This is a genomic window from Variovorax sp. GW458-11-26-14-LB1, from assembly GCF_059423965.1.
The window spans coordinates 82,643-108,436 of sequence record NZ_JBWKYW010000020.1; the positions used below are offsets into that span (position 1 = coordinate 82,643).

The following is a 25,794-nucleotide window of genomic DNA, read 5'->3' on the forward strand; positions in this document are numbered from 1 at the left end:
CCGACAACATCTCGAGAGGAACGACCATGGCCCTGATGGATTTCATCAAGAAACAGTTCATCGACATCATCCAGTGGACCGAGTCCGGCGATGGCACGCTGGCCTGGCGTTTCCCGATGGCCGAGATGGAAATCCAGAACGGCGCCTCGCTCACCGTGCGCGAGTCGCAGATGGCGGTGTTCGTCAACGAAGGCCAGGTGGCCGACGTGTTTGGCCCCGGCATGTACAAGCTCACGACGCAGACGCTGCCCGTGCTCACGTACCTGAAGAACTGGGACAAGCTCTTCGAATCCCCCTTCAAGAGCGACGTCTATTTCTTCAGCACCCGCCAGCAGGTCGACCAGAAGTGGGGCACGCCCCAGCCGATCACGATCCGCGACAAGGACTTCGGCGCCGTGCGCCTGCGCGCCTTCGGCAACTACAGCTTCCGCATCGGCGACCCGAAGCTGTTCCACACCGAAATCTCCGGCACGCGCGACATCTACTCCGTGGCCGACCTCGACGGCCAGCTGCGCGGCCTGGTGCTGCAGAACATCAGCAACGCCATCGCCTCCAGCGGCCTGCCCTTCCTCGACCTGGCGGCCAACCAGATCCAGTTCGCGACCGCGCTGGCCACCCAGCTGGTGCCCGAATTCGAGAAGATCGGCATCAAGCTCGAGAACATCACGGTCCAGAACGTCTCGTTGCCTGAAGAGCTGCAGAAGATCCTCGACCAGAAGATCGGCATGGGCATGGTCGGCAACGACATGGGCAAGTTCATGCAGTACCAGACGGCGCAAGCCATTCCCAAGTTCGCCGAAGGCGCAGCGGGTGGCAGCGGCATCGCGGGCGACGCGATGGGCCTGGGCGCCGGCGTGGCGCTCGGCCAGGTGCTGGCGCAGAACCTCGCGCAGGGCCTGAGTCCCAATGCGGCGGCCCAGGCCGCGGCCACGACGCAGCAGCCGGCCGTGGCCGTGGTGAGTGCCGCCGACGTGATGACCACGCTCGAGAAGCTCGGCGAACTCAAGACCAAGGGCATCCTCACGCAGGAAGAGTTCGACGCCAAGAAGGCCGAACTGCTGAAAAAGCTCGTCTGATTCGTCGCAATGTTTTCGATAGCGACTGACGCCCGTCCAGCGGGCGTCAGAGGCCTTTTGGGCTTGAATCATTCGTGGCCGGCCGCGCCATCGCACCCGGTGCGCCATGGCTGAGGAAACCGGCTCCCAACGCTACTACCGCGCGCCCTGCCCCGGCTGCGGCGCGCCGGTCGAATTCCGCTCGGCGCAATCGACGCACGCGGTCTGCCCGTATTGCCAGAGCACCGTCGTGCGCCAGGGCGACACGCTCGCGCGCACCGGCAAGATGGCCGAGCTGTTCGACGACTTCAGCCCGCTGCAGCTGTTCGCCGCCGGCCGCATCCAGGACAAGCCCTTCACGCTGATCGGCCGGCTGCAGTACACCTACCCCGGCGGGCGCTGGACCGAGTGGATCGCCGCGCTCGACGGCGACCGCACCGGCGTCCTCAGCGAGGACAACGGCGCCTACGTCTTCGCGCTGCCCTTCGACCTGCAGCGCGCCGCGCCGCCGCCCGCCGACCTGCGCGTGGGCGCCACCACCGCCTTCGCCGGCCAGAGCTACACCGTCGCCTCCAACGAACAGGTGGCGCTGACCTCCGCGCAGGGCGAGTTGCCGCACCTGCCCGAGCTCGGCCAACCGTTCGCGATGGTCGAACTGCGCAACGACAAGGGGCTGGTGCTCAGCATCGACTACGGCACCGCCCCGCCCACGGCCTACCTCGGCCGCTCGGTGCAGCTGGACGACCTGCAGCTCACCGGCCTGCGCGATGAATCGGCGAAGGACGAAAAGGGCCGCAGCTTCAACTGCCCCAATTGCGGTTCGCCCGTCACGGTCAACCTGGCCGACAGCAAGAGCATCACCTGCGGCTCGTGCAACAGCATCATCGACCTGTCGCAAGGCATCGGCGGCGAGCTCAAGCACGCCGAGCAGAACGAGCCGGTGCGCCCGCTCATCGCGCTGGGCAGCGTGGGCCAGCTGCAGGGCGCGCAGTGGCAGGTGGTGGGCTTCCAGCACCGCATGGGCCAGGAGCCCGGCGACGACGAGCAGTTCGGCTGGGACGAGTACCTGCTGTACAACAAGAAGCGCGGCTTCAGCTTCCTGGTCGATGCCGAAGACGGCTGGAGCATGGTCAAGCCGACCACCGGCGCGCCCGTGATGGCCGAGAACGGCACTACCGCCACCTACCTCAACAAGCGCTACCAGCAACAGTACGCCTACAACGCCGAAACCACCTACGTGGCCGGCGAGTTCTACTGGCAGGTCGAGCGCGGGCAGAAGACCTTCAACCGCGACTTCGCCAGCGGCGGCGCGCTGCTCTCGATGGAGCGCTCGGCCAACGAGCTGACGTGGTCGTCGGGCAGCAAGATCGACAGCGGCGCGGTGGCCACGGCCTTCAAGCTCGACGCCAAGAAAGACCTGTTCTCGCGCGGCGACGCGCTGCCCGTGAGCGCCGCGTCGGGCATGGGCTGCGGCACGATCATCCTCGTCATCGTGGTCATCCTCTTCGTGCTGATCATGATGAGCAACTGCAGCGGCGGCTCCTCGAGCGGGTACCGCAGCTCGGGCGGTTCGTACGGCGGCTATTCGAGCGGCGGCGGCCACAAATGACGAAGATCGCGCGCAGGCGCTCTCTTGTTTCTCTCTTTATTGCTACGACTGGAGGTCCCCATGGGAATTGAATGGCTGAAACCGGGCGTGGTCCTCGGATCGCTCGTGTATGCGCTGATCGGCGTGGTGGTCTTCTGGATCTGCTTTCTGATCATCGACAAGATCACCCCCTATGACCTGTGGGGCGAGATCGTCGAGAAGCAGAACAGGGCGCTGGCGCTCGTCGTGGCCGCCATGTGCCTCGGCATCAGCGTCATCGTGGCCGCAGCAATCCATTGAGCGACGCGGCCCTGCCCGCGCGCACCCCGGATGCGCGGGGGCCGCAACCCGTGGAGATCGCGCTGCTCGCCAGCGTGTTCGTCGTCGCGGCCTGCGGCCTCGTCTATGAACTGAGCGCGGCCGCGCTGAGCTCCTACCTGCTCGGCGACTCGGTGCTGCAGTTCAGCACCATCATCGGCACCTACCTGTTCGCCATGGGCGTCGGCTCGTGGCTCTCGCGCTACTTCGACCGGCAGCTGCCGGCGCACTTCCTTCGCATCGAACTGCTCGTGGCGCTGATCGGCGGCGCGCTGCCGGCGATCCTGTTCCTGGCCAACGCCTACGTGCCGGGCGCGTTCCGGCTGCTGCTGTACGGACTCGTGGTGGTGGTGGGCACGCTGGTGGGGCTCGAGATTCCGCTGGTGATGCGCATCCTCAAGCGCAACATCGTGCTCAAGGACCTCGTGTCGCAGGTGCTGACCTTCGACTACCTGGGCGCGCTCGCCGTGTCGGTCGCGTTCCCGCTGATCCTCGTGCCGCAGCTGGGCATGATCCGCACCGGCCTGCTGTTCGGCGTGATGAACGCCGCAGTGGCCGTGTGGGCGCTGTGGCTGTTCCGCCATGAGCTGCGCCGCGCCGGCGCGCACGCGGTGGCCTGCTTTCTCACGCTGGCCGCGCTCATCGGCGCCTTCTGGGGTGCCGACCACATCACCACGCTGGCGGAAGACAAGTTCTACCAGGACCGCATCGTCTTCAGCGCCAGCTCGCCCTACCAGCGCATCGTGGTCACGCGCGGCGCGCTGGGCCACCGGCTGTTCCTCAACGGCAACCTGCAGTTCGCCGAGCGCGACGAGTACCGCTACCACGAGGCGCTGGTGCACCCCGCGATGGCGGCGCACGGCGCGCCCAAGAAAGTCGCCGTGCTCGGCGGCGGCGACGGCATGGCGGTGCGCGAGATCCTCAAGTACCCCTCGGTCGAGTCGGTCACATTGGTGGAGCTCGATCCGAACATGACGCAGCTCTTCACCACGCACGAGACGCTGGCCGCGCTCAACGGGCACGCGCTCTCGTCGCCGAAGGTGAAGGTCGTCAACACCGACGCGTTCCAGTGGCTGCAGCAGGAGGGCGACACCTTCGACGTCATCGTGGTCGACTTTCCCGACCCGACCAACTTCGCCATCGGCAAGCTCTACACCAACAGCTTCTACGCGCTGCTCGACCGGCGCCTGTCGGCCAGCGGCTATGCCGTGATCCAGACCACCTCGCCGCTGGTGGCGCGCAAGAGCTACTGGACCGTGGCGAGCACCATCGAGTCGGTCGGCCTGAAGGCCACGCCGTACCACGCGCACGTGCCCAGCTTCGGCGAATGGGGCTACATCATCGCCAGCCACCGGCCCTACCGGCTGCCCGATGCGCTGCCGGGCGGCATGCGCTTTCTCACGCCGGCGACGTTGCCTTTGATGTTCGACTTTCCGCTCGACATGGCGCGCGTGCCGACCGAAGTGAACCGCCTGTCGAACCAGACCCTCGTCACCACCTACGAACAGGAGTGGGGCAAGGTCATGGCGCACTGATATGGCTCGCCCCCAGGCTGCGCGCACTTCGTGTCGCTTCGCCAACCCCCTACCGGGGGCAACACCTGCGGCCCGGCAAAGCCGGTTCCGCGGTGTTCCACGAAGGAACCGTGCGCCATGAGGCGCCGTGGCTTTCTTGGCGTCGCTGCCGGTGCAGGCGCCCTGGCGCTGGCCGGCTGCGAGGCGCCACCGCCGGTCATCGAAGGCGGCTTCACCGGCATCGATGTCGCGCGCGGCCACGCGATGCGCGACGCCACGCTCAAGTCGCAGGCCCCGGCCACCGTCAAACGCACCCGCGTCGTCATCGCGGGTGGTGGCGTCGCTGGCCTGGCGGCGGCGCGCGCGCTGCGCCTCGCGGGCATCGACGACTTCGCGCTGCTCGAACTCGAGGACACCGCCGGCGGCAACGCGCGCGGCGGCGCCGTGGGCGGCATCGCCTGCCCGCTCGGCGCGCACTACCTGCCCACGCCCGGCGACGACGCGCACGAGGTGCAGGACCTGCTCGAGGAACTCGGCCTGCGCCGCCGCGTGGCCGGCCGCTGGACCTACGACGAGCGCCACCTCTGCCACAGCCCGCAGGAGCGCCTGTTCTTCCGCGGCGAATGGCAGGACGGGTTGCTGCCCGTGCACGACGTGGGCGCCGGCACGCAGGCGCAGTACCGCCGCTTCGCGCAGCGCATCGACGCGCTGCAGCACGCCGCGCACTTCGCCATTCCCACGCTGCGCTTCGCCGTCACGCCCGAACTGCTCGCGCTCGACGCCCTGCCCTTCGCCGGCTGGCTCGACCGCGAAGGCTTCGACGACGCCCACCTGCGCTGGTACCTCGACTACTGCTGCCGCGACGACTACGGCGCCGGCATCGCGCAAGTGTCGGCCTGGGCCGGCATCCACTACTTCGCAAGCCGGCACGGCTTCCATGCGCCGGGCGACGCGAGCGGCAGCGTCAATGACAGCAACCCCGATCGCGACGGCGTGCTCACCTGGCCCGAAGGCAACGGCTGGCTCACGAAGCAGCTGGCTGCGCCGCTGGGCGGGCGCCTGCACACCGGCCAGGTCGTCACGCGCATCGCCGAAGGACGCGCCGGCGTCGAGGTCGACGCATGGGATGCCGCGTCGAAATCGATGGTGCGCTGGCAGGCCGAGCGCTGCATCGTCGCGCTGCCTGTCTTCATCGCCGCGCGCGTGGTCGAGAACCCGCCGCCGCTGCTGACCAGCGCCGCCGCGCACGTGCGCTACGCCCCCTGGCTGGTCGCCAACGTGCACCTGCGCGGCCCGCTGGCCGACCGCGTCGGCGCCGCGCCGAGCTGGGACAACGTGATCTACGGCACGCGCGGCCTCGGGTATGTCGATGCGCGCCACCAGACGCTCGACCCCACGCCGCGCGGCACCGTGCTCAGCTGGTACCGCCCGCTGGGCCCGAGCGGCTACGACACCGGCGACGGCCGCCAGCTGCTGCTCGAGCGCCCGTGGACCGCATGGCGCGACGAGCTGCTGGCCGAGCTGTCGGTGCCGCACCCCGACCTGCCCACGCTCGCCACACGCGTCGAGATCACGCGCTACGGCCACGCCATGTCGATCCCGCGGCCCGGTCTGCTCGCGCAGATCGGCGCGCACGGCGACCGCGTGGCCGCGGGCCGGCTGTCGTTCGCGCACGCGGACTGGTCGGGCTATTCGATCTTCGAGGAAGCGTTCACGCGCGGACACATCGCCGGAGCCCGCTTCGCATGAAGACGCTGGTGCTCGGCGGCTACGGCAACTTCGGTGCGCGCATCAGCCGCGCGCTGGCGCAGGACGCGGGCATCGAGTTGTGGGTCGGCGGGCGCGACCTCGAGCGGGCCACGGCCTTTGCGCAATCGCTGGGCGGCAGTGCACGCGGTGTGCGCGTCGATGCGCAGTCGCCCGACCTCGCGCAGGGGCTGGGCTTTCTGGGCGTCGACCTCGTCATCCACACCGCCGGCCCGTTCCAGGGCCAGGACTACCGCGTGCCGCAGGCCGTGGCGGCCGCCGGCGCGCACTACATCGACCTGGCCGACGGCCGGCGCTTCGTCTGCGACTTTCCCGCCGCGATGGACGCGGCCTTCCGCAGCGCGGGCCGCACCGCCGTGGCCGGCGCCAGCACCGTGCCAGCGCTGTCGTCGGCGGTGGTCGACCACCTCGCCGCCGGCTGGCAAGGCCTGCGCAGCATCGACATCTGCATCGCGCCGGCACAAGGCGCACCGCGCGGCGAAGCCACGCTCGCGGGCGTGCTCGCCTACTGCGGCGCGCCGATCCGCGTCTGGCAGGGCGGCCGCTGGACCGAGCAGCCCGGCTGGGCCCATCCCGCGAAGGTGCAGTTCGCCCGCATGAAGCCGCGCCGCGGCGCCTTGTGCGACATCCCCGACCTCGAGCTCTTTCCCGCGCGCTACGCCGGCGTGCAGTCGGTCATGTTCCGCGCCGCACTCGAAGTCGGCCTGACCCAGCAGGCCTTCGCCTTCCTGGCTTTCCTGCGCCGCACAGGCCTGCTGCGCGCACCGCAGAAGCTGGCGCCACTGCTGCACGCGACGGGCGGCGTGTTCGATGCGCTCGGCACCGCGCTGGGCGGCATGGTGGTGCGCGTCGAAGGCACCGATGCGCACGGCGCCATCGCGCGCCGCGCCTGGCACATCGCGGCGGACGACAACCACGGCCCCGAGATTCCCTGCATGGCCGCCATCCTGCTGGCCCGGCGGCTCGCGCGCGGCGAGGCGCTGCCGGTGGGCGCGCACGCCTGCGCCGGCCTGCTCGCGCTGCCCGAGTTCGACCCCGAGTTCGCGCGCTGGGGCATGGTGACGGATGTGATCGACGAAGGCGAAAGCGCAGCAGGCCATGGCACACCAGCGCTTTGAATTCGACATGCCGGCGCCGGCCGACGTGGTCTTCGATGCCTTCCACTATCACGTCTGGCGTGCGCGCTGGGACTCGCTGGTCGGCAACGCCCGCGTGGTGGGCGGCGCGCCCTGCCCTTTCGTGGGCGCGGAAACCGAGAACACCGGCGGTGGCTGGTTGCGCGGCCTCTCGATGCGCACGCGCTTCGTCACGTTCGACCGGCCGCATGTGGCCGCGGCTTCGATGGTCGGCCGTTCCTTTCCTTTCAGCCGCTGGGCCGCATCGATGCGACACCGGGACACACAGCCCGGTCATTCGGTGCTGATCTACGTCTACACCATCGAAGCCGGACCGAAAGCCTTGCGCTGGTTGCTGGAGCCCGTGGTGGCCCAGGTCTTCGCGCGGCAGACACAGCGGCGTTTCGCGCGCATGCGCGACTTTCTCGCGGGGCATGCGGACGAGGTGGTTCAGTGGCAACGGGCACAGCATGGGAGCGATGCGGCATGACAAGGACGCGTGACGGCGACCGCCTGCTGCGCCTGAGCCTCGTCGCCGTCTGGCTCTTCACCGCCGTCGCCAGCATCGTCGAACTCGACGGCCAGAGCCGGCGCGTGCTGGCCGACGCAGGCATCGCCTCGCCGCCGTGGCTGGTGCAGGCGCTGATCGTCGGCGGCGCGGCGGCCGATCTGGCGATCGGCCTGGCGCTGTGGCTGCGACCCGGCCGCACTGTCTACCTGGCCGCCTTCGCGTTGATGCTCGCCATGACGCTCTTGGCGACCGTGCTGCAGCCGGACCTGTGGCTGCACCCGCTGGGCCCGCTGCTCAAGAACCTGCCCATCGCCGCGCTGCTCTGGCATTTGTACCGACGCGCCACGCCATGAACACCTACCTCGTCCTCAAGTGGCTGCACATCGTCTCCAGCGTGCTGATGGTCGGCACGGGGTTGGGGTCGGCCTTCTACATGTTCTTTGCCAACCGCAGCGGCAGCGTGCCGGCGCAGGCGGTAGTGAGCCGGCTGGTGGTGCGGGCCGATTGGTGGTTCACCACACCCACGGTCATCCTGCAGCCGGTCACCGGCTTCGCGCTGGCGCACATGGCGGGCTGGCCGCTGTCGACGCCGTGGCTCGCACTCTCGCTGGGGCTGTTCGCGTTCGCGGGGGCGTGCTGGCTGCCGGTGGTGTGGCTGCAGATCCGCATGGCGGCCCTGGCGGCACAGGCGCATCGCGAGGGCGCCGCGCTGCCGTCGCTGTATCTGCGCTACCAGCGCTACTGGGAACTGTTGGGCTACCCGGCTTTCGTGGCCATGGCCATCGTGTTCTGGCTGATGGTGAACAAGCCCGCACTTTCGTTCTGACGTTCGAGACGGGCCGGTGCGCGGGCCCTGTGCGGTTTTCACGCAGACTTCACACACAGCGCCATGGCTTCACAGACCGGGCAGAGACTGTCAGGCGCCAACAAAAACATCGGGGGAGCGTCCATGCTTCAAGTTGCCAATCGAAAACTCGCGTCGCTCAGCGACGTGCTCTTCACCGGACTGGGCCGCGTGCTCGGGTTCCTGCGTCCGCTGGCACGCGGACTCATCGGTTCCTGGCGACCCCCGGGGTGGCTGCGCATCGTGGGCGCCTTTCTTCTCTTCGGGCTTCAGTGGCTGCAGCAACGGCTGGCCTGGGTGGTGCTGCTGGCGTTGCTGGTGCTGGCCGGCTGGTTCGCCAGCCCGCAGGTGCTGAAGTGGTGGCACGGCCTCACGCCCGACCGCGTCGAGCCCGTCGTTTCCACCGCGCAGATCGTGCCGCCGCCGCGCACGCAGATCGAAAACGACAAGGGGCCCAACCCGGTCGTCATCAACTTCTCCGCCTCGGTCGCGCCGATCGCGCGCATCGGCCAGGAGGCGACCGGCGTCAGCATCGAGCCCGCCATTGCGGGGCGCTGGTCGTGGAGCAGCCAGAAGAAGCTCGAATTCCTGCCCGCGCAGGACTGGCCGGTCGGCCAGCCCTACAAGGTGCAGCTGGCGAAGGACGCACTCGCGCCGCACATCGAGATCGAGCAGCGCAAGTACGAGTTCACATCGCCCGAATTCAACGCGCGCATCGCGGGCGCGGAGTTCTACCAAGACCCGGTGCAGGCCAACGTGCGGCGCGCGCTCTTCCAGGTGCGCTTCTCGCACCCCGTGAACACGGCAGAGTTCGAAAAGCGCCTGGTGCTGACCTATGACCAGGCCTGCGGCACCTCGATCTTCAGCGTGGGCAAATGCGCGAGCGAGAAGTTCACCGTCAGCTACGACAAGCTGCGCCTCACCGCCACCCTCCAGTCCGAGCCGCTGCCCATTCCCGAGAAGACGCGCCCCGTGGTGCTGAGCCTCACCTCCGGCGCGGTCGCACAGAAGGGCGGCCCCGGCCAGCGCAACGACATCTCGCGCGCGGTCGACATCCCCGGCCTCTTCAGCCTCGACATCTCGAGCATCGACCCCACCATCGTCACGGGCGAGAACGGCGAGCCCGAGCATGTGATGCACGTCACCGCCTCGATGCCGGTGCACGAGCGCGAAATGGCGCGAGTGGTGCAGGCCTGGCTGCTGCCCGCCACGGAAGAAGCCAAGGGCGACCCCGAAGAAAAGTTCGACTGGTCCGCCGACCCCTCGAAGGTCACCGACGCCGTGCTGCGCCGCGCGAAGAAGATCAATCTGCAGCCTATCGCCAGCGAACGCGAAGTGACCGAGATGGTCAGCTTCCGCCTCCCGCAAGCCGAGGGCGGCCGCTACCTGCTGGTGCGCGTGGCCAAGGGCCTGAAGACGCCGGGCGGCTACCAGCTCGGCGCGGCGCGGCAAGACGTTCGATTGCTCAAGACTTTCGCGCCCGAACTCACCATCATGAGCCAGGGCTCGCTGCTCGCGCTGTCGGGCGAGCGCAAGCTGCCGATCCTGGTGCGCGACCTGCCCGGCATCCGCCTGGAAATCGGGCGCCTGCTGCCGCAGCAGCTGCAGCACCTGGTCACGCAGACCAACGGCGACTTCGCGCATCCGCAGTTCAACAGCGGCCTGCAGTCGGACAACCTCGTCGACCGCTTCCAGAAGGAGATCCCGCTCAGCATCCCCGCCGGCAAGGCGCACTACGAGACCGTCGACTTCGCGCAGTACCTGCGCAGCGACGTGGCCGACCGCCGCGGCGTGTTCCTGCTCAAGGTGCAGGGCTACGACCCCAAGGCCAAGAAGAAGGCCGAAGGCGATGCGACGCAGTCCGAAGAGGAACAACAGGAAGAACAGCCATCGGAAGGCGAAGGCGACCCCGAAAGCGGCAACCCCGAAGATCAGAAGGACCAGCGCCTGGTGCTCGTCACCGACCTGGGCATCGTCGCCAAGAAGTCGCTAGACGGCACGCGCGACGTGTTCGTGCAGAGTATTGCCAACGGACAGCCGGTGGCCGGTGCGCTGGTCGAGGTCTGGGGCCGCAACGGCATGATCGTCGCGTCGCAATCCACCGACGCCACGGGCGCTGCCAAGCTGCCCAACCTGGCCGGCTACCAGCGCGAGAAAGCGCCCGTGGTGCTGGTGGTGCGCAAGGACGGCGACCTGAGCTTCCTGCCCTTCAACCGCAGCGACCGCACGCTCGACATCTCGCGCTTCGACGTCGGTGGCCTGCGCGCGGCCGGCGTGCCGAACCAGATGACCGCGTACGTGTTCAGCGACCGCGGCATCTACCGCCCGGGCGACACGATGCACATCGCGATGATGGTCAAGGCCGGCAACTGGGCCACGTCGCTGCGCGACCTGCCGCTCGAGGCCGAGATCATCGACGCGCGCGGCCTCAGCGTGCGCCGCGAGAAGCTCAAGCTCGGCCCCGGCGGCGCGGCGGAAATCGCCCACGCCACGCAGGACACCTCGCCCACCGGCAACTACACCGTCAACCTCTACCTGCCGCGCGAATCCTCGCCCGGCAACCCCGAGGTGCAGGGCCTGCTGATCGGCAGCACCACGGTGAAGGTGCAGGAGTTCCTGCCCGACCGCACCAAGGTCGTCGCCAAGCTCAGCAGCGAAGTCGCCGAAGGTTGGGTCAAGCCCAAGGACCTGAAGGCGCTCATCGACGTGCAGAACCTCTTCGGCACGCCCGCGCCCGACCGCAAGGTGGAAGGCACGCTCACGCTGAGCCCGGCCTTCCCGGTGTTCCGCGCGTTCGCCGACTACGCCTTCTTCGATCCGCAGCGCGCCACCGAAAAACAGGTCGACGATCTGGGCAGCGTGCAGACCAGCGCCGAAGGCAAGGCCGAGTTCGACCTGCGCCTCTCGCGCTTCGATGCCGCCACCTACCAGGTGCACGTGCTCGCCAAGGCCTTCGAGCCCGAGGGCGGACGCAGCGTCTCGGCCGAGGCGCAGACGCTGGTGAGCGATATGCCCTACCTCGTGGGCGTGAAGGTCGATGGCGACACCAGCTACGTGAGCAAGGGCGCCGCGCGCAATGCGACCGTGATCGCGATCGACCCGCAGGCCAAGAAGACGGCCGTGGACGCCCTGAAGATCGAGCGCGTGGAGCGCAAGGTGCTGTCGGTGCTCGTGAAGCAGGACAACGGCCTGTACCGCTACGAGTCGCGCAAGAAGGAAATCGTGATCGACGAGAAGCCGCTGGCCATCGTCGCGGCCGGCAACACCATCGCGCTGAACACCTCCACGCCCGGCAACTTTGCCTACGTGGTGCGCAATGCCGGCGGGCTGGAGCTGAGCCGCGTCGAGTACAGCGTGGCGGGCAACGCGAACGTCTCGCGCTCGCTGGACCGCAACGCCGAACTGCAGCTCACGCTCGACCGCAAGGACTACGAGCCGGGCCAGGAGATCGAGGTGAGCATCCGCGCGCCGTACGTGGGTGCAGGCCTCATCACCATCGAGCGCGACAAGGTCTACGCCCACGCATGGTTCAAGACCGACAAGACCGCCTCGGTGCAGAAGATCGTGCTGCCCAAGGACTTCGAGGGCACCGGCTACATCAACGTGCACTTCGTGCGCGACCCGGCCTCGGACGAGGTCTACATGAGCCCGCTGTCGTACGGCGTCATTCCTTTCGCCACCAGCCTCGCCAAACGCACCGCCAACCTGCAGCTCACCAGCAGCGAACTCGTGAAGCCCGGCCAGACGGTGAAGATGAAGCTCACCAGCGACAAGCCCACGCGCGCCGTGCTCTTCGCGGTGGACGAAGGCATCCTGCAGGTGGCGCGCTACAAGACGCCCGATCCGCTCAAGCACTTCTTCCAGAAGCGCGCGCTCGAGGTGGGCACGTTGCAGACGCTCGACCTGATCCTGCCGGAGTTCAAGAAGCTCATGCAGGGTGCAGCGCCCGGCGGCGATGGCGAAGGCGAGCTCGGCAAGCACCTGAATCCGTTCAAGCGCAAGCGCGACAAGCCGGTGGCGTACTGGTCGGGGCTGGTCGATGTGAACGGCAGCCGCGAGTTCAGCTACACCGTGCCCGAGAGTTTCAACGGCAGCCTGCGTGTGATGGCCGTCGCGGTGAACGACGAGACCACCGCCGCCAAGAGCACCCGCACCGTGGTGCGCGGCGACATGGTGATATTGCCGAACGCACCGCTTGCGATGGCGCCCGGCGACACCGTCGAAGTGGGCGTGGGCCTCGCGAACAACATCGTGGGTTCGGGCAAGGACGTGCCCATTGCGCTCACGCTCACCGCCTCGGGCGGACTCGAAGTGGTGGGCGATGCGACGCAGACGCTCAAGGTCAACGAGCGCGGCGAAGCGAGCACCAGGTTCAACGTGCGCGCCAAGCCGGGCGAGCAGGCGGTGCTGGGTTCGTCGGCACTGGTGTTCACCTCGACGCACAAGACCTTCAGCGCGCGCCTGTCGACCGAAGTGAGCGTGCGGCCCGCGTCGCCGTTCGTCACGCTGGTGCAGGCGGGCAGCTTCCAGCGCGCGGGCGAGTTGAGCAGCAAGGCCGACCTGTACCCGAACTTCCGCAAGAGCGATGTCGCGGTGTCCGCCGCGCCGTGGGCCTTCGCTACCGGCCTCATGCAGTACCTGGAGGTGTACCCGCACGGCTGCACCGAGCAGATCACGAGCCAGACCTTCCCGGCGGTGCTGCTGTCGGGCCGCCCCGAGCTGGTGAAGGAAATGGCGCGCGGCCGCACGCCCGAGCAGGGCCCGATGCCCGAGGCGCGCAAGACCTTCGAGCGCTACCTCGTGCAGCTGCGCGCACGGCAGACGGCCGACGGTGGTTTCTCGTTGTGGCCTGGCGCGGGCACCGATGCCTTCGCCACGCTCTACGCGGTACACCTGCTCATCGAAGCCAAGGACCACAAGCTGCCCGTGCCGCAAGACCTGCTGCAGAAGGCGAATACGTACCTGCAGGGCTGGCTCGGCAGCGGCGACACCTCGCTCGACGGCTGGCGCCAGCGCACGCAGGCGGCCTACCTGCTCACGCGCCAGGGCATCATCGCGCCGGCCGCACTGGCCAACCTGCGCGAAGCGTGGCGCAACAAGCAGACCCAAGGCTGGAGCGACGACCTGGGCGCCGTGTACCTCGCCGCGAGCTATCAGCTCGTGAAGCAGGAGCAAGTGGCCAACGAGCTGCTCAACCCGGTGTGGTCCGACCTGCTCGCGCGCACCGAAAAGAAGCAGCGCCGCAACGTGTGGGGCGCGTACTACGACCCGCTGGTGCACGACAGCATGACGCTGCACCTGGTGGGCCGCCACTTCCCTTCGCGCCTGAAGACGCTGAAGCCCGAAGTGTGGGAAGGCATGGGTGCGATGGTGCGCGACGGTTGGTACAACAGCCTGTCGTCGGCCTCGATGCTGCTCGCGGTCGATGCGTACTTCGAAGCGGTGGCGCAGAACGCCGAGGGCAAGCTCACGGCGCAGACCGTGAATGCACAAGGGCAGGCTGCGGCGCTCGCGCTGGGCTCGGTGAACCCGATCACGCGCGCCGCGGTGCCCGCCGGCACGGCCAAGCTCAAGCTCTCGAACGACAGCGACTTCAACCTGTACTACAGCTGGGCCGAACAGGGCTTCGAGCGCAACGTGCCCACCACGCCGGTGAACCAGGGCCTGGAGATCTTCCAGGAAGTGCTCGATGCCAAGGGCAACCCGATCACCAAGGCCAAGCTTGGCGAAGAGGTCACCGTGCGGGTGCGCGTGCGCAGCCTGGAGCGCGCACAGCTCAACGACGTGGCGCTGGTCGACCTGCTGCCAGGCGGCCTGGAGCCGGTGCTGCAGGCCGTGGGCGACGACCAGGAAGCCAATGCCGATGCACCGATCTGGAAGAAGCGCCTCGGTGGCGGCGGCTCGTGGAAGGTGCAGTACGCCGACATCCGCGAAGACCGTGTGGTGTTCTACGGCGCCGTCGACAAGAACCTGCTCGAAGTGACCTACAAGGCGCGCGCCACCAACGTCGGCGATTTCGTGGTGCCTGCGGCGTATGGCGAGGCGATGTACGACCGGCGTGTGTATTCGCGCTCGGCCGGTGCGCGCTTCCAGGTCGTCGCGAACTGACGCCAGGCAGCGGAGGCCGTCATGCGCTTCAGCGTGAAGTCGGGAAGGCTGCGCAAGCCTGCGCTGTGGGCGCTGGCGGTTGCCTTTCTGCTCACGCTGTTGCGTCTCTGGCCGCACGCGCCCCTCAGCGAAACCGTCGGCAGCTCGCGCGCCGTGTACGCGCAGGGCGGTGAACTGCTGCGCCTGACCCTCGCAAGCGACGAGCAATACCGCCTCTGGGTGCCGCTCGACCGCATCTCGCCGACGCTGGTCGATGCCGTGCTGCTGTACGAAGACCGCCGCTTCTACGCCCACCCAGGCGTCAACCCCGCCGCGCTCGCGCGCAGCGCCTGGCGCATCGCGAGCGGCGAGCGCCGGCAGGGCGGCTCGACGCTCACGATGCAGCTGGCGCGGCGCGTCTACGGCATCGACAGCCGCACGGCCATGGGCAAGATCGCGCAGATCGGCGCGGCGCTCTGGCTCGAAGCGCGCTTCAGCAAGCGCGAGATCCTCGAGGCGTACCTCAACACCGCGCCCTACGGCGGCAACATCGAAGGCGTGCAGGCCGCGAGCCTCATCTACTTCCGCAAGGACGCCGCCAAGCTCAGCCTGCCCGAGGCGCTGACGCTCGCGGTGATTCCGCAGAACCCCGTCAAGCGCATTGCCGAGCGCGGTCGCAATGCCGAGCTGCAGTCGGCACGCGAACGCCTGTGGGCGCTGTGGGCCGAGCGCGATCCGACCGCGAAGCAGCATGCGCCCGATGCGCAACTCGCGCTCTCGGCACAGTCGCGCGGCAGCCTCCCCTTTCTCGCGCCGCACGCCACCGACATGCTGCTCGCGCAGGAGCGCGGTGTGCAGGAAGTGCGCACCACCATCGACCTGCGCATGCAGGCCACGCTCGAACGCGTGATGGCCCAGTACCTGCGCACGCATGCCGACGTGGGCATGACCAACGCGAGCGCGCTGCTGCTCGACGCCTCGACCATGCAGGTGCGCGCGCTGATCGGTTCGGCCGACTGGCACAACGACGCCATCGCGGGGCAGGTCAACGGCACGCAGGCCAAGCGCTCGCCGGGGTCCACGCTCAAGCCCTTCATCTACGCACTCGCGCTCGACCAGGGCTTGCTGCATCCGAAGACGATGCTGAAGGACGCACCGACCTCCTTCGGCCCCTACACACCCGAGAACTTCGACCACCGCTTCGCCGGCCCGCTGCCCGCGCAGGAAGCGCTGATCCGCAGCCGCAACATCCCCGCGGTGGCCGTGGCCGCGAAGCTGTCGAAGCCGGGGCTCTACGACTTCATGCGGCTCGCGGGCGTGCAGAAGCTGCAGAGCGAATCGCACTACGGCCTCGCGCTGGTGCTGGGCGGCGGCGAAGTCACGTCCGAGGAACTTGCGGGCCTCTACGCCACGCTGGCCAACGGCGGCATCTCGCAGCCGCTGCGCTATACGCAGCCCGCGCCCGACGAGCGGCCGGTGCAGCCGCTGCGCCTCCTGAGCGAAGAGGCCTCGTTCATCACGCTGGACATGCTGCGCCACACGCCGCGCCCCGACACCACGCTGCCCGCGCGCCCCGCCATCGCATGGAAGACGGGCACGTCGTGGGGCTTTCGCGATGCGTGGACCGCGGGCGTGTTCGGCCGCCATGTGCTCGTGGTGTGGGTCGGCAACTTCGATGGCACGAGCAACCCCGCGCTGGTGGGCGTCGATGCGGCTGCGCCGCTGTTCCTGCGCATGGTCGATGCGCTGCGTGCAGAGCGGCTCGATCCCGGCGAGATCGCGACGCGACAGCCGGCGGACCTGCGCCAGGTCGAGGTGTGCACCGCGACGGGCGGGCTGCCCGATGCGCTGTGCCCGGTGCGCACCACGACATGGTTCATCGCCGGCAAGTCGCCGATCCAGGTCAGCAACCTGCACCGCGCCGTGTGGGTCGATGAAACGACCGGCAAGGTGGTGTGCGGGCCGCAGCCCAATGCGCGCCAGCAGGTGGTCGAGCAATGGGGCAGCGACATGCGACGGCTGTTCCGCCAGGCGGGCCTGCCGCGCGCGAGCCTGCCGACCGACGGCTGCGAGAAGGGCGAGGCCTCGGAGACGGCACCGCTCATCACCTCGCCCTTGCGCGGCGTGCGGCACACGCTGCGCGTGAAGAAGCCCGAGCCGCTCGTGCTGCGCGCCGAAGCGGCGGCGGGCACGCAGACGATCTACTGGTTCGCCGACGATGCATTGATCGGCAAGGCGTCGCCCGGCGAAGGCATCACGTGGATGCCCGACATGGCCGAATCGGGACGGCGCTACGTGCTGCGCGCGGTCGATGACCAGGGCCGCGCCGAGTCGCGTGAAGTGACGGTGGACATCGCACCTTGAGTTGAGCGGATGTCACGGCGGCGTCACGCCTGCCCGGCAAGGTCACGCGTTTTCGACTGAAAGATTTTTCGTTCATGACGCGCTTCGCTTCCCTCTCTCTGGTCGCCCTGGCCACCGCCTTCGCCTGCAGTGGCGCAGTGGCCCAGACCGCCTTTCCCGCCACGCTCGCCGGCCACGCCGTGCTGCCCGCGCAGAGCTTCGTCGCCGCGCCGAAAGACGCGCCCGCCGACCTGCAAGCGAGCGGCAAGTTCACCACCGGCAAGCGCGTCGAGGCGCTGGGCACCGTCGAAGGCCTCTCGGCCGGCCGCGGCACTGGCGTCTCGGTGCCCTTCAAGGGCCAACCGCTGCAGGGCCACTCGGGCATCAAGAAGATGGACGACGGCTCGTTCTGGATCCTCACCGACAACGGCGCCGGCGCGAAGGCCAACTCGCCCGACTTCATGCTCTACCTGAACCACTACAAGGTGGACTTCAAGAGCGGCAAGTTCAATCGCATCAACACCATCTTCCTGCACGACCCCGACAAGAAGGTGCCGTTCCGAATCGTTCACGAAGGCACGAAGCAGCGCTACCTGACGGGTTCGGACTTCGATCCCGAGAGCTTCCAGTTCGCCGGCGGCGCGCTGTGGATCGGCGAGGAGTTCGGCCCCTTCCTGATCAAGGCCGACCTGAAGGGCAAGGTGCTCGCCGTGTTCGACACGCAGGTGGACGGCAAGGCCGTGCGCTCGCCCGACCATCCGGCCGTGACCACGCCGGGCGCGCCGGGCGGCGCGGTCGATTTCCAGATCAAGCGCTCCAAGGGCTTCGAAGGCATGGCCTCGTCCAAGGACGGCAGCAAGCTCTATGCACTGCTCGAAGGCCCGGTGTGGAACGCCGAGGTCAAGGACTACGAGAAGGTCGACGGCAAGGAAGCGCTGCGCGTGCTGGAGTTCGACGTCGCGACCGAGAAGTGGACGGGCCGCCATTGGAAGTACGTGCTCGAAGCCAACGGCCACGCCATCGGCGACTTCAACATGATCGACGGCACCACCGGCCTGATCATCGAGCGCGACAACGGCGAGGGCACGAGCGACAAGGCCTGCCCCGAAGGCCAGAAGCGCACCGACTGCTTCCACGACATCGCGAAGTTCAAGCGCGTCTACAAGGTCGAGCTGAGCGACGCGAACGTGGGCGGCGCGGTGCGCAAGATCGGCTACATCGACTTGCTGAACATCGCCGACCCGAACAAGCTCGCGCGCAAGCCGCTGAACGACGGCGTGCTCAAGTTCCCGTTCTTCACCATCGAGAACGTCGACGTGGTCGACGCCACCCACATCGTCGTCGGCAACGACAACAACCTGCCGTTCTCCAGCAGCCGCGAGCCGAACAAGGCAGACGACAACGAGCTGGTACTGCTCGAAGCCGGCGCGTTGCTGCAGGCGAAGTAAGGCGTACGGCGGCGCCCGCCTTTCAAGGCCCCGCTCGCGGGATGGGCGGGGGCGAGAAAAACCCAGAAGATGAGTATGATTCTCATTCTCCAGGTTTCTCCTCTCCCTCTGTCCCATGAATTTCCGAACGACCTCGCACGTCGTCCGGCGCCCGTCGTGAGCGCCGGCCTCCGCTACCGGATGGGCGTCGCGTCGCGGGCCGTCGCCGCCATCGCGGGCGGTTACGGCGTCGCCGCGCTGTCGGCCGCCGTGCTCGCGCTGGGCCTGCCTGCCCTCTTCGGCATGGCGCGCAGCGAAGCCGCGCTGACCGGCACGCTGGCCTCCTTCCTCGTCTACGCCGTGGCCGTGATGTGGGTCTTCGCGGCGCGCTCGGCGTGGCGCGCCTGGACCGGCCTTGCCATCGCGGCGGCCCTGCAGGGTCTGCTGTTGCTGCTGTGGACCCAGGGCGGCGGAGGTGCCGCATGAAGGAAGGATTCCGTCAGTCGATGGCCTGGCTGCACACCTGGTCGGGCCTGCTGGTCGGCTGGGTGCTCTTCATGGTGTTCGCGGCCGGCACGGCCTCGTACTTCAAGGACGAGATCACCTTCTGGATGAAGCCGGAGCTGCACGCCGTGGCGCCTGGCACGGTGCCGCAGCCGGTGGCCGCCGACAACGCGCTGGGTTTCATGCAGCGCCACGCGCCCGATGCCACGCGCTGGTTCATCACCCTGCCCACCGAGCGCGAGCCCGGCGTGAGTCTGCTGTGGGCCAAGCCGCCGCCACCCGGTTCGCCGCCCGTGGACCGGCGCCGCAGCTTCGACCGCGCCATGCTCGACCCGGCCACGGGCCAGGCGATCACCGCGCCGCGCGAGACGCGCGGCGGCGAGTTCTTCTACCGCCTGCATTTCGACCTGCATTACATGCCCGCGCTCTGGGCGCGCTGGATCGTCGGCTTCTGCGCGATGTTCATGCTCGTGGCCATCGTCAGCGGCATCGTCACGCACAAGCGCATCTTCAAGGACTTCTTCACCTTCCGCCCGAAGAAGGGCCAGCGCTCGTGGCTCGACGCGCACAACGTCACCGCCGTGCTCGCGCTGCCGTACCACGCCATGATCACCTACACCGGGCTGGTCACGCTGATGTTCATGTACATGCCGTGGGGGCCGCAGGTGGCCTACAAGGCGCACGGCGGCAACGACACCTTCTTCGCCGAGGCCTTCCCGGGCGGCGTGCGCACGCAGATCAAGGCCTCGGGCACGAAGGCCGCGCTGGCGCCCCTCGCGCCCATGGTGGCGCAGGCCACGGCCCACTGGGAAGGCGCGCCCGTCGGCCGCATCGTGGTGCACCAGCCCAACGACGCCAACGCCGTGGTCTCGCTCACGCGGGCCGAAGGCCGGCACCTGTCGTACGACCAGCCCAGCATGCAGTTCAACGGCACGACCGGCGCGCTCATCGGCACCTTCGGCGACGTGCCCAAGGCCGCGGCCGAAACGCGCGGCGTGCTCTACGGCCTGCACATCGGCCGCTTTGCCGATCCGCTGCTGCGCGCGCTGTTCTTCGTGTCGGGCCTGGCGGGCTGCCTGATGGTGGCGACGGGCCTCTTGCTGTGGGCCGTGAAGGAGCGCCAGAAATACGCCAAGACCCTCAAGCAGGGCGGACGCATCGGCTTCGGCCTGCGGCTCGTCGACGGCCTGAACCTCGGCGCGATCGCGGGCTTGCCCGTGGCGATGGCCGCCTTCTTCTGGGCCAACCGCCTGCTGCCGGTCGACGTGGCCGGCCGCAACGAGGCCGAGATCCGCTGGTTCTTCATCGTCTGGGGCGCCACCGCCGTGCTGGGCCTGCTGCGCCCGACCCTGCGCATGTGGCAGGCGCAGCTTGCGCTCGGCGCGCTGCTGTTCGCACTGTTGCCGGTGCTCAACGCCTTCACCGGCCCCGCGCCGCTCACCGTGAGCTTGCGCAGCGGCCCGAGTTCGGTGGCGGGCTTCGACCTCGTGGCGATCGCGCTCGGCCTGGGGTTGGCGGGTGCGACCTGGCTGGTGGAGCGCAAGCGCCGCAAGGCTTTGGCCGCGCCGAAGAAGGCAGTCAAGCCGCCGCCGACAGAGCTCGCAGCGTCGGGCCAGGGGTCGTGATGCCGCTGCTCGGGTTGGTGTTCGCCGCCTCGCTGGCCGGCTTCTGTGCGCTGAGCCTCGCGATGGACCGCCACAGCGAAGACGTCTTCGGCCGCGGCAGCACGCCGGGTGCCTGGCGCCGCTGGCTGCAGCTCGGCGGGACGGCGCTGCTGTGCCTGTCGCTGTGGGCCAGCCTGGAGGCGGCGGGCGGGTCGGTGGGGTGGGTGCTGTGGCTCGGGGCGCTCACGGCGGCGGCGCTGGCGACGGTGGGGCTGCTGAGCGGGTTGCCGCATCGCTTTCACTGGATCGCGTCTGCAGCAGGGGGCGTTGCGTTTCTCAGTCTGCTGTTCTGCTTGTGATCGCGCGGGCATCCGGGCCCGCACCCGTCCGCGCACTCAGTGGACGATCTTCCAACCCACGATGAGGTAGGTCGCGAAGGCGGTGGCGATCCAGATCCACGCCAGAGCGCGTTGCTCCTGATCGAGCGGCGCGTGCAACGGGCGGCTGCCCGCGGGCACGGCCAGGCGGGTCGTCGGCGAATCGATCCCGACCGCCTGCAGGGTGGCTTCCGACCATTCGCTCGGCCGACGCCGAAATTCGGCGAGCGCATGCAGCCATTGCGGTGGCAGCAGGAGCGGTGCGGCCAGTGCCATCAGCACGGCGCAGAAGGCGCGCAACGGTCTTGATGCATGCGCACGAGGCCCGGCGAAAAAATTCAGGGTGCCAGCCAGGTCCAGGAACAGGCGTTCGCGGTCGTGTTCCGGTGTCCGCCAGCGGGTGGCGGGCAATTGCTCGGGGCCGTGACGCATGAACACCGCGATGAAGTCGACGACGGCCTTGCACGTCTCGTTCTCATGCGATTGCGTGCATCGATGACCGAAGCCCCAGCTCGGCAGCGGCAACGTCAATGGCTCCGTGCCCTGCTCCATTGTGGTGACGAGGGCATCGTCCTTGTTCAGCATCAGCAGACGCAAGTCTTCGGAGGTCTGCGTCGCGGGGCATCCCTTGCGATGGGCGACACGGATGCGCTCCCACGCGACCCAGCGGTCCTTCCCTTCCTCGCGCCACCACAGCCTTTGGTTGCGCCGGTCGCACAGAATCCCGACGGTCAACGGCGAGGGGCGCAGCACCTCCCTGAAGGTCATGAAAATCGAGCGCGCGCCGAAAATCACGGCGTACAGCGTCACGCCGATCAACCAGAGCGCGATCAGCGTGCCCATGATCGTCTGGGGTATGTCTACATGGAACAGCAATGCCACCAGCGGCGCGGCCATCAGCAGACCGAACCAGATCGCATAGGCGGACACGACGGACTCGGGCTCCCGCAATTCCAGTGCGGTATCGCTGATCCGCGAAATCACGCCTTCGGCGCAGACCGAGGACAGTGGCGTCCCCTTGGACGCGTGGACGTCGTAGATGCGGTACTCACGTCCATCGAACCGGTCCGATTCCTTGTGATGCAGCAGCCACTGCTGCATCCAATACGGCGGGCGGTCGTCCACCAGCCTGGCGCGCCGCTTGCGGACGGTGTTCACCCCCGCATCAACGCCTCGATCTCATCCGCCTTCACCGGCACCCCCCGCGAAATCAGTTCGCAGCCCGTGGCCGTGACGATCGCGTCGTCTTCGATGCGGATGCCGATGTTGTGGAATTTCTCGGGCACGCCTTCGCCGGGCCGCACGTAGATGCCGGGCTCCAGCGTCAGCACCATGCCCGGGTGCAGGATGCGGCTCGGGCGGTTCTTGATGAGCTCGTTGGACAGCGGGTCCTTGCGCTCGCTCACCTCGCCCACCTGCGTGGGTTCGACATAGCTGCCGCAGTCGTGCACGTCCATGCCCAGCCAGTGGCCGGTGCGGTGCATGTAGAACTGGAAGTAGGCGCGCGAATCGATCACGTCGTCGACGCTGCCGACCTTGTTGCCGTCGAGCAGGCCCAGGTCGAGCATGCCCTGCGCCAGCACCTTCACGGCCGCATCGTGCGGGTCGTTGAAGCGGTTGCCGGCCTTGGTGGCGGCGGCCGAGGCGTCCTGGCTGGCGAGCACCAGGTCGTACAGCGCGCGCTGCGGGCCGCTGAACTTGCCGTCGGCCGGGAAGGTGCGGGTGATGTCGCTGGCGTAGCCGTCGAGTTCGCAGCCGGCGTCGATCAGCACCAGCTCGCCCTTGCGCACGGGCGCGGCGTCGGCGCGGTAGTGCAGCACGCAGGCGTTGGCGCCGGCCGCGACGATGGAGCCGTAGGCCGGGTACTGCGAGCCGCCCAGGCGGAACTCGTGCAGCAGCTCGGCGTCGAGGTGGTACTCGCGCACGTCCTTGCCCTCGCGCAGCATGCGGGCCGACAGCTGCATCGCGCGGATGTGGGCGCGGGCGCTGATCTGTGCGGCGCGGCGCATGATGTCCTGCTCGTGCGCGTCCTTGACCAGGCGCATCTCGTCGAGCGGGCCGCACAGGTCGCGCTGTTCCTCGGGGCACAGCGCGCCGTAGCGCACGCGCGCGCGCACCGACTGCAGCCAGCCGTCGATGCGGGTTTCCAGGCCCTTGTGGGTGGCGAAGGGGAACCACACGGTCGAGCGGTTCTCGAGCAGCTTCGGCAACTTCGCGTCGAGGTCGTTCACCGAGAAGGCCTCGTCCACGCCCAGCGCGGCGGGGGCGGCGTCGGGGCCGAGGCGGTAGCCGTCCCAGATCTCGCGCTCCAGGTCTTTCGGTGCGCAGAACAGCGTGGCGCGGCCGTCGCCCGCCAGCACCAGCCACGCGTTCGGCTCGGTGAAGCCGGTCAGGTAGTAGAAGTAGCTGTCGTGGCGGAACAGGAAGTCGCTGTCGCGGTTGCGCTGGCGCTCGGGCGCGGTGGGGACGATGGCGATGCCGTCCTTGCCCAGTTGCGAGGCGAGGCGCGCGCGGCGCTCGGCGTAGATCGTGGTGTCATTGAGCATGGGATTTCACTTTCGATACGGTGCAAGTCCGGGGTCCGCGGGTACCAGATGCCGCCATGGGAACACATCCTGTGCAAAGTGGCTGACGTAGCCGCCGATCGTTGACTGGATGACCATGAATTGCAGCCGCTGCCGCACGCCCTGCAGCTGCTGCAGCTGGGCCAGGTCGAGGCAGGTGTTGCGCAGCCTCAGCACGCGCAGCTGCGCGCCCACGGGGCTGTGCAGCAAGGCCTCGTAGTCTGCGAAGGCCGTGATGCCGCCGGGCGTCCGGTCGGCCGGCCACGCCATCTGCTGCTCGGTGGATTCGGAAAAATCCAGCAGCCTGAGGCCCGGCAGCTGCGTTGCGGCGGCCAGGTGGCGGATGAAGTGCTGCGTGTCGAAATGGGCGCCGACGCACAGGCTGGTCAGTTGCGGCAGCGGCACGGCGAAGAAGTCGGCGTTCGGCGCGTTCGGCACCGTCAGTTCGCTCAGGTGCGGCGTCTTGCGCACCCAGCGCGCGATGTCGCCGCCTTCCTCGAGGATGCCGTCGCTGGTGCAGACGAGCGACTGGTTGTGGTCTTCCGGCTGCGTCGGCTTGATGAACAGCGAGCGCAGGCGGGGAAACATCACCGGGCTGTCGAGCAGCGGCGTGAACATCCATTCGCGCGAGCCGTTGGCCCCGCTGTCGGGGCCGCTGAACGACAGCGAGGTGATGCAGTCGGCCACGTCCTGCCGGCTCAGGCAGGCCAGGGTTTCGTCGAAGGCGTCGCCCCAGGTGTCGCCGAAGTATTCGACGTGCCAGCCCTGGCGCATGGGCGCGAGGCTCAGGCGCGTGAAGTCGCTCACGTAGAGCGGGACGGTCAGCGGGTCTTCGGGCGCGCCGTCGTTGCGTTCGGCGGCGGTGGCCAGGGCCAGGTCCTGCAGGCGCTGCGGCAGCAGGCGCAGGGCGTCGGGCAGCGGCGCGAGCGTCATGCGCCCGCTGCCGGCGCGACCCCGGCGTTGAGTTGCTGCAGGCGCTGCGGCGTGCCCACGTCGGTCCAGTCGCCGGTGTAGAGCTCGGCGCTCACCTGCTGGTTGTCCATGGCGGCGCGCAGGATCGGTGCCAGCGGGGCTTTGGCGCCGCCCGGGTTGCCGGCCTGGATGTCGCAGTACGGCGGCGCGAACAGCGCAGCGCGGTACAGGCCGATGGTCGAGAAGGTGTATTTCTCTGCCGCCAGGTTCAGCGCGAGCCCGTCGGCCGAGAGGCCGAAGTCGCCCTTGAGGTTGTGCGCCGGGTTCGGCACCAGCCACAGGTGGGCGAGCTTGCCGCTGGCCAGGAAGCGGTCGACGGCGGCCTGGGTGAAGCGAAAGCCGGGCGCGAACACGTCGCCGGCCGCGACCCAAAAGACCTCGCCCAGGAGCGGCAGCGCGCGCACGATGCCGCCCGCTGTTTCGAGCGCGCCGCCGAAGTCGCGGCCCTCGTCGGAATACGAAATGGACAGCGCACCACGCCCGTCCAGCACGGGGCGCGCGCCGAACCGGGCGGCGACCTGCGCGCCCAGCCAGTCGGTGTTGACCACCAGCTCGGTGAAGCCGCCGTCGGCCAGCGCTTCCATCGGCCACTGCATCAGCGGCTTGCCGCGCACTTCGAGCAGGGGCTTGGGCGTGGCGTCGGTCAGCGGCCGCATGCGTTCGCCGCGGCCGGCGGCCAGGATCATCGCGCGCACCGCCATCACTGCACCGACCCGGCCACACGGCCGCGTTGCAGTTCGTTGCGTTCGCTGTGGCGGGGCTGGAACAGCGCCACCAGGCAGGCCATCAGCGCATGCGCCTTGGCCGAGTGGTCGGCGCCGAAGTTGCAGACGTACACATCGAGCGTCACGCCGCGCTGCTCGGGCCAGGTGTGGATGCACAGGTGCGATTCGGCCAGCAGCAGCGTGGCCGTCACGCCGCCCGGCCCCTGCGGCGTGGCCGGAAAACCATGGACCAGCTTGCCCACGGCCTGCAGCCCGGCGGCGGCCACGGCCTTGGTGCAGACCTCGCCGAGCGCGCGCCCGTCGGTGAGCCATTGGAGGCCGCATTGGCAGTCGTGGAGATCGGCGGTGAGGTGCAGCCCTTGCATGGGGGCAACTCTAGCAGCCGGGCCTGCGACACAAGAGAGCATCAGCGGAGTGTTGGCCCTGTATCGAGGCCGGGCGCGGCTCGCCCGGTAAAATCTCGGGTTCTCCCGTTTACC

At 68.7% G+C, this 25,794-nt stretch carries 20 protein-coding genes; 15 read left to right on the forward strand and 5 right to left on the reverse strand.

The window, feature by feature from the left end:
- The first annotated feature begins 26 nt into the window (after positions 1-26).
- From AC07YS_RS15510 to AC07YS_RS15580, 15 genes are all read left to right on the forward strand, one after another.
- A complete protein-coding gene (locus tag AC07YS_RS15510) occupies positions 27-1,076 on the forward strand; it encodes an SPFH domain-containing protein (protein WP_062473577.1) in 1,050 nt (349 codons plus the stop codon).
- Between the two features lie 106 nt (positions 1,077-1,182).
- Entirely contained in the window at positions 1,183-2,664 is a 1,482-nt protein-coding gene (locus AC07YS_RS15515; RefSeq protein ID WP_070063341.1) for a DUF4178 domain-containing protein, read from the forward strand.
- Between the two features lie 60 nt (positions 2,665-2,724).
- The gene (locus AC07YS_RS15520) at positions 2,725-2,943 is read left to right on the forward strand and encodes a DUF350 domain-containing protein (RefSeq protein ID WP_062473571.1); all 219 of its coding nucleotides are present in this window, start codon (positions 2,725-2,727) and stop codon (positions 2,941-2,943) included.
- The gene (locus AC07YS_RS15525; RefSeq protein ID WP_370869692.1) at positions 2,940-4,496 is read left to right on the forward strand and encodes a polyamine aminopropyltransferase; all 1,557 of its coding nucleotides are present in this window, start codon (positions 2,940-2,942) and stop codon (positions 4,494-4,496) included. The genes AC07YS_RS15520 and AC07YS_RS15525 overlap by 4 nt, the downstream gene beginning before the upstream one ends.
- Positions 4,497-4,613: 117 nt before the next feature.
- Positions 4,614-6,224 carry an FAD-dependent oxidoreductase gene (locus AC07YS_RS15530; RefSeq protein WP_495269360.1) on the forward strand — a complete coding sequence of 537 codons (1,611 nt, stop codon included), beginning with the start codon at positions 4,614-4,616 and terminating at the stop codon, positions 6,222-6,224.
- Positions 6,221-7,360, forward strand: coding sequence for a saccharopine dehydrogenase family protein (locus tag AC07YS_RS15535; RefSeq protein WP_495269361.1), 1,140 nt, complete (start codon positions 6,221-6,223; stop codon positions 7,358-7,360). The genes AC07YS_RS15530 and AC07YS_RS15535 overlap by 4 nt, the downstream gene beginning before the upstream one ends.
- 7 nt (positions 7,361-7,367) lie before the next feature.
- Positions 7,368-7,847, forward strand: a complete 480-nt coding sequence (locus tag AC07YS_RS15540) for an SRPBCC family protein (protein ID WP_235926923.1) — start codon at positions 7,368-7,370, stop codon at positions 7,845-7,847.
- Positions 7,844-8,221 (forward strand): DoxX-like family protein, encoded by a 378-nt coding sequence (locus AC07YS_RS15545; protein WP_495269362.1) that lies wholly within the window; start codon positions 7,844-7,846, stop codon positions 8,219-8,221. Before AC07YS_RS15540 ends, AC07YS_RS15545 begins: the two co-directional genes overlap by 4 nt.
- Positions 8,218-8,694, forward strand: a complete 477-nt coding sequence (locus AC07YS_RS15550) for a DUF2269 family protein (protein WP_495269363.1) — start codon at positions 8,218-8,220, stop codon at positions 8,692-8,694. The genes AC07YS_RS15545 and AC07YS_RS15550 overlap by 4 nt, the downstream gene beginning before the upstream one ends.
- Before the next feature lie 123 nt (positions 8,695-8,817).
- Positions 8,818-14,820: an alpha-2-macroglobulin gene (locus tag AC07YS_RS15555; protein WP_495269364.1), complete on the forward strand. Its 6,003-nt coding sequence runs from the start codon at positions 8,818-8,820 to the stop codon at positions 14,818-14,820.
- Between the two features lie 21 nt (positions 14,821-14,841).
- Entirely contained in the window at positions 14,842-17,163 is a 2,322-nt protein-coding gene (gene pbpC, locus AC07YS_RS15560; RefSeq protein WP_354345963.1) for a penicillin-binding protein 1C, read from the forward strand.
- A 74-nt stretch (positions 17,164-17,237) separates the two neighbouring features.
- Entirely contained in the window at positions 17,238-18,590 is a 1,353-nt protein-coding gene (locus AC07YS_RS15565) for an esterase-like activity of phytase family protein (protein ID WP_495269365.1), read from the forward strand.
- A 156-nt stretch (positions 18,591-18,746) separates the two neighbouring features.
- Positions 18,747-19,055 carry a DUF3649 domain-containing protein gene (locus AC07YS_RS15570; RefSeq protein ID WP_370680729.1) on the forward strand — a complete coding sequence of 103 codons (309 nt, stop codon included), beginning with the start codon at positions 18,747-18,749 and terminating at the stop codon, positions 19,053-19,055.
- Positions 19,052-20,698, forward strand: a complete 1,647-nt coding sequence (locus AC07YS_RS15575) for a PepSY-associated TM helix domain-containing protein (protein WP_495261306.1) — start codon at positions 19,052-19,054, stop codon at positions 20,696-20,698. Before AC07YS_RS15570 ends, AC07YS_RS15575 begins: the two co-directional genes overlap by 4 nt.
- Positions 20,698-21,036 carry a DUF3325 domain-containing protein gene (locus AC07YS_RS15580; protein WP_319358189.1) on the forward strand — a complete coding sequence of 113 codons (339 nt, stop codon included), beginning with the start codon at positions 20,698-20,700 and terminating at the stop codon, positions 21,034-21,036. Before AC07YS_RS15575 ends, AC07YS_RS15580 begins: the two co-directional genes overlap by 1 nt.
- 36 nt (positions 21,037-21,072) lie before the next feature.
- Here AC07YS_RS15580 and AC07YS_RS15585 read toward each other — a convergent pair whose 3' ends face one another.
- Genes AC07YS_RS15585 through AC07YS_RS15605 form a run of 5 tightly spaced genes read right to left on the reverse strand, consistent with a single transcriptional unit; the run spans position 21,073 to position 25,680 of the window.
- Positions 21,073-22,212, reverse strand: coding sequence for a hypothetical protein (locus AC07YS_RS15585; RefSeq protein ID WP_495261307.1), 1,140 nt, complete (start codon positions 22,210-22,212; stop codon positions 21,073-21,075).
- A complete protein-coding gene (locus tag AC07YS_RS15590; RefSeq protein ID WP_354345955.1) occupies positions 22,209-23,600 on the reverse strand; it encodes an aminopeptidase P N-terminal domain-containing protein in 1,392 nt (463 codons plus the stop codon). Before AC07YS_RS15590 ends, AC07YS_RS15585 begins: the two co-directional genes overlap by 4 nt.
- A 6-nt stretch (positions 23,601-23,606) precedes the next feature.
- Complete coding sequence (locus tag AC07YS_RS15595) at positions 23,607-24,551, reverse strand: hypothetical protein (protein ID WP_495270358.1); 945 nt, start codon at positions 24,549-24,551, stop codon at positions 23,607-23,609.
- Entirely contained in the window at positions 24,548-25,276 is a 729-nt protein-coding gene (locus AC07YS_RS15600; protein ID WP_495270357.1) for a nucleotidyltransferase family protein, read from the reverse strand. The genes AC07YS_RS15595 and AC07YS_RS15600 overlap by 4 nt, the downstream gene beginning before the upstream one ends.
- Before the next feature lie 14 nt (positions 25,277-25,290).
- Positions 25,291-25,680: an S-adenosylmethionine decarboxylase family protein gene (locus AC07YS_RS15605; RefSeq protein WP_062473535.1), complete on the reverse strand. Its 390-nt coding sequence runs from the start codon at positions 25,678-25,680 to the stop codon at positions 25,291-25,293.
- Positions 25,681-25,794: the final 114 nt, after the last annotated feature.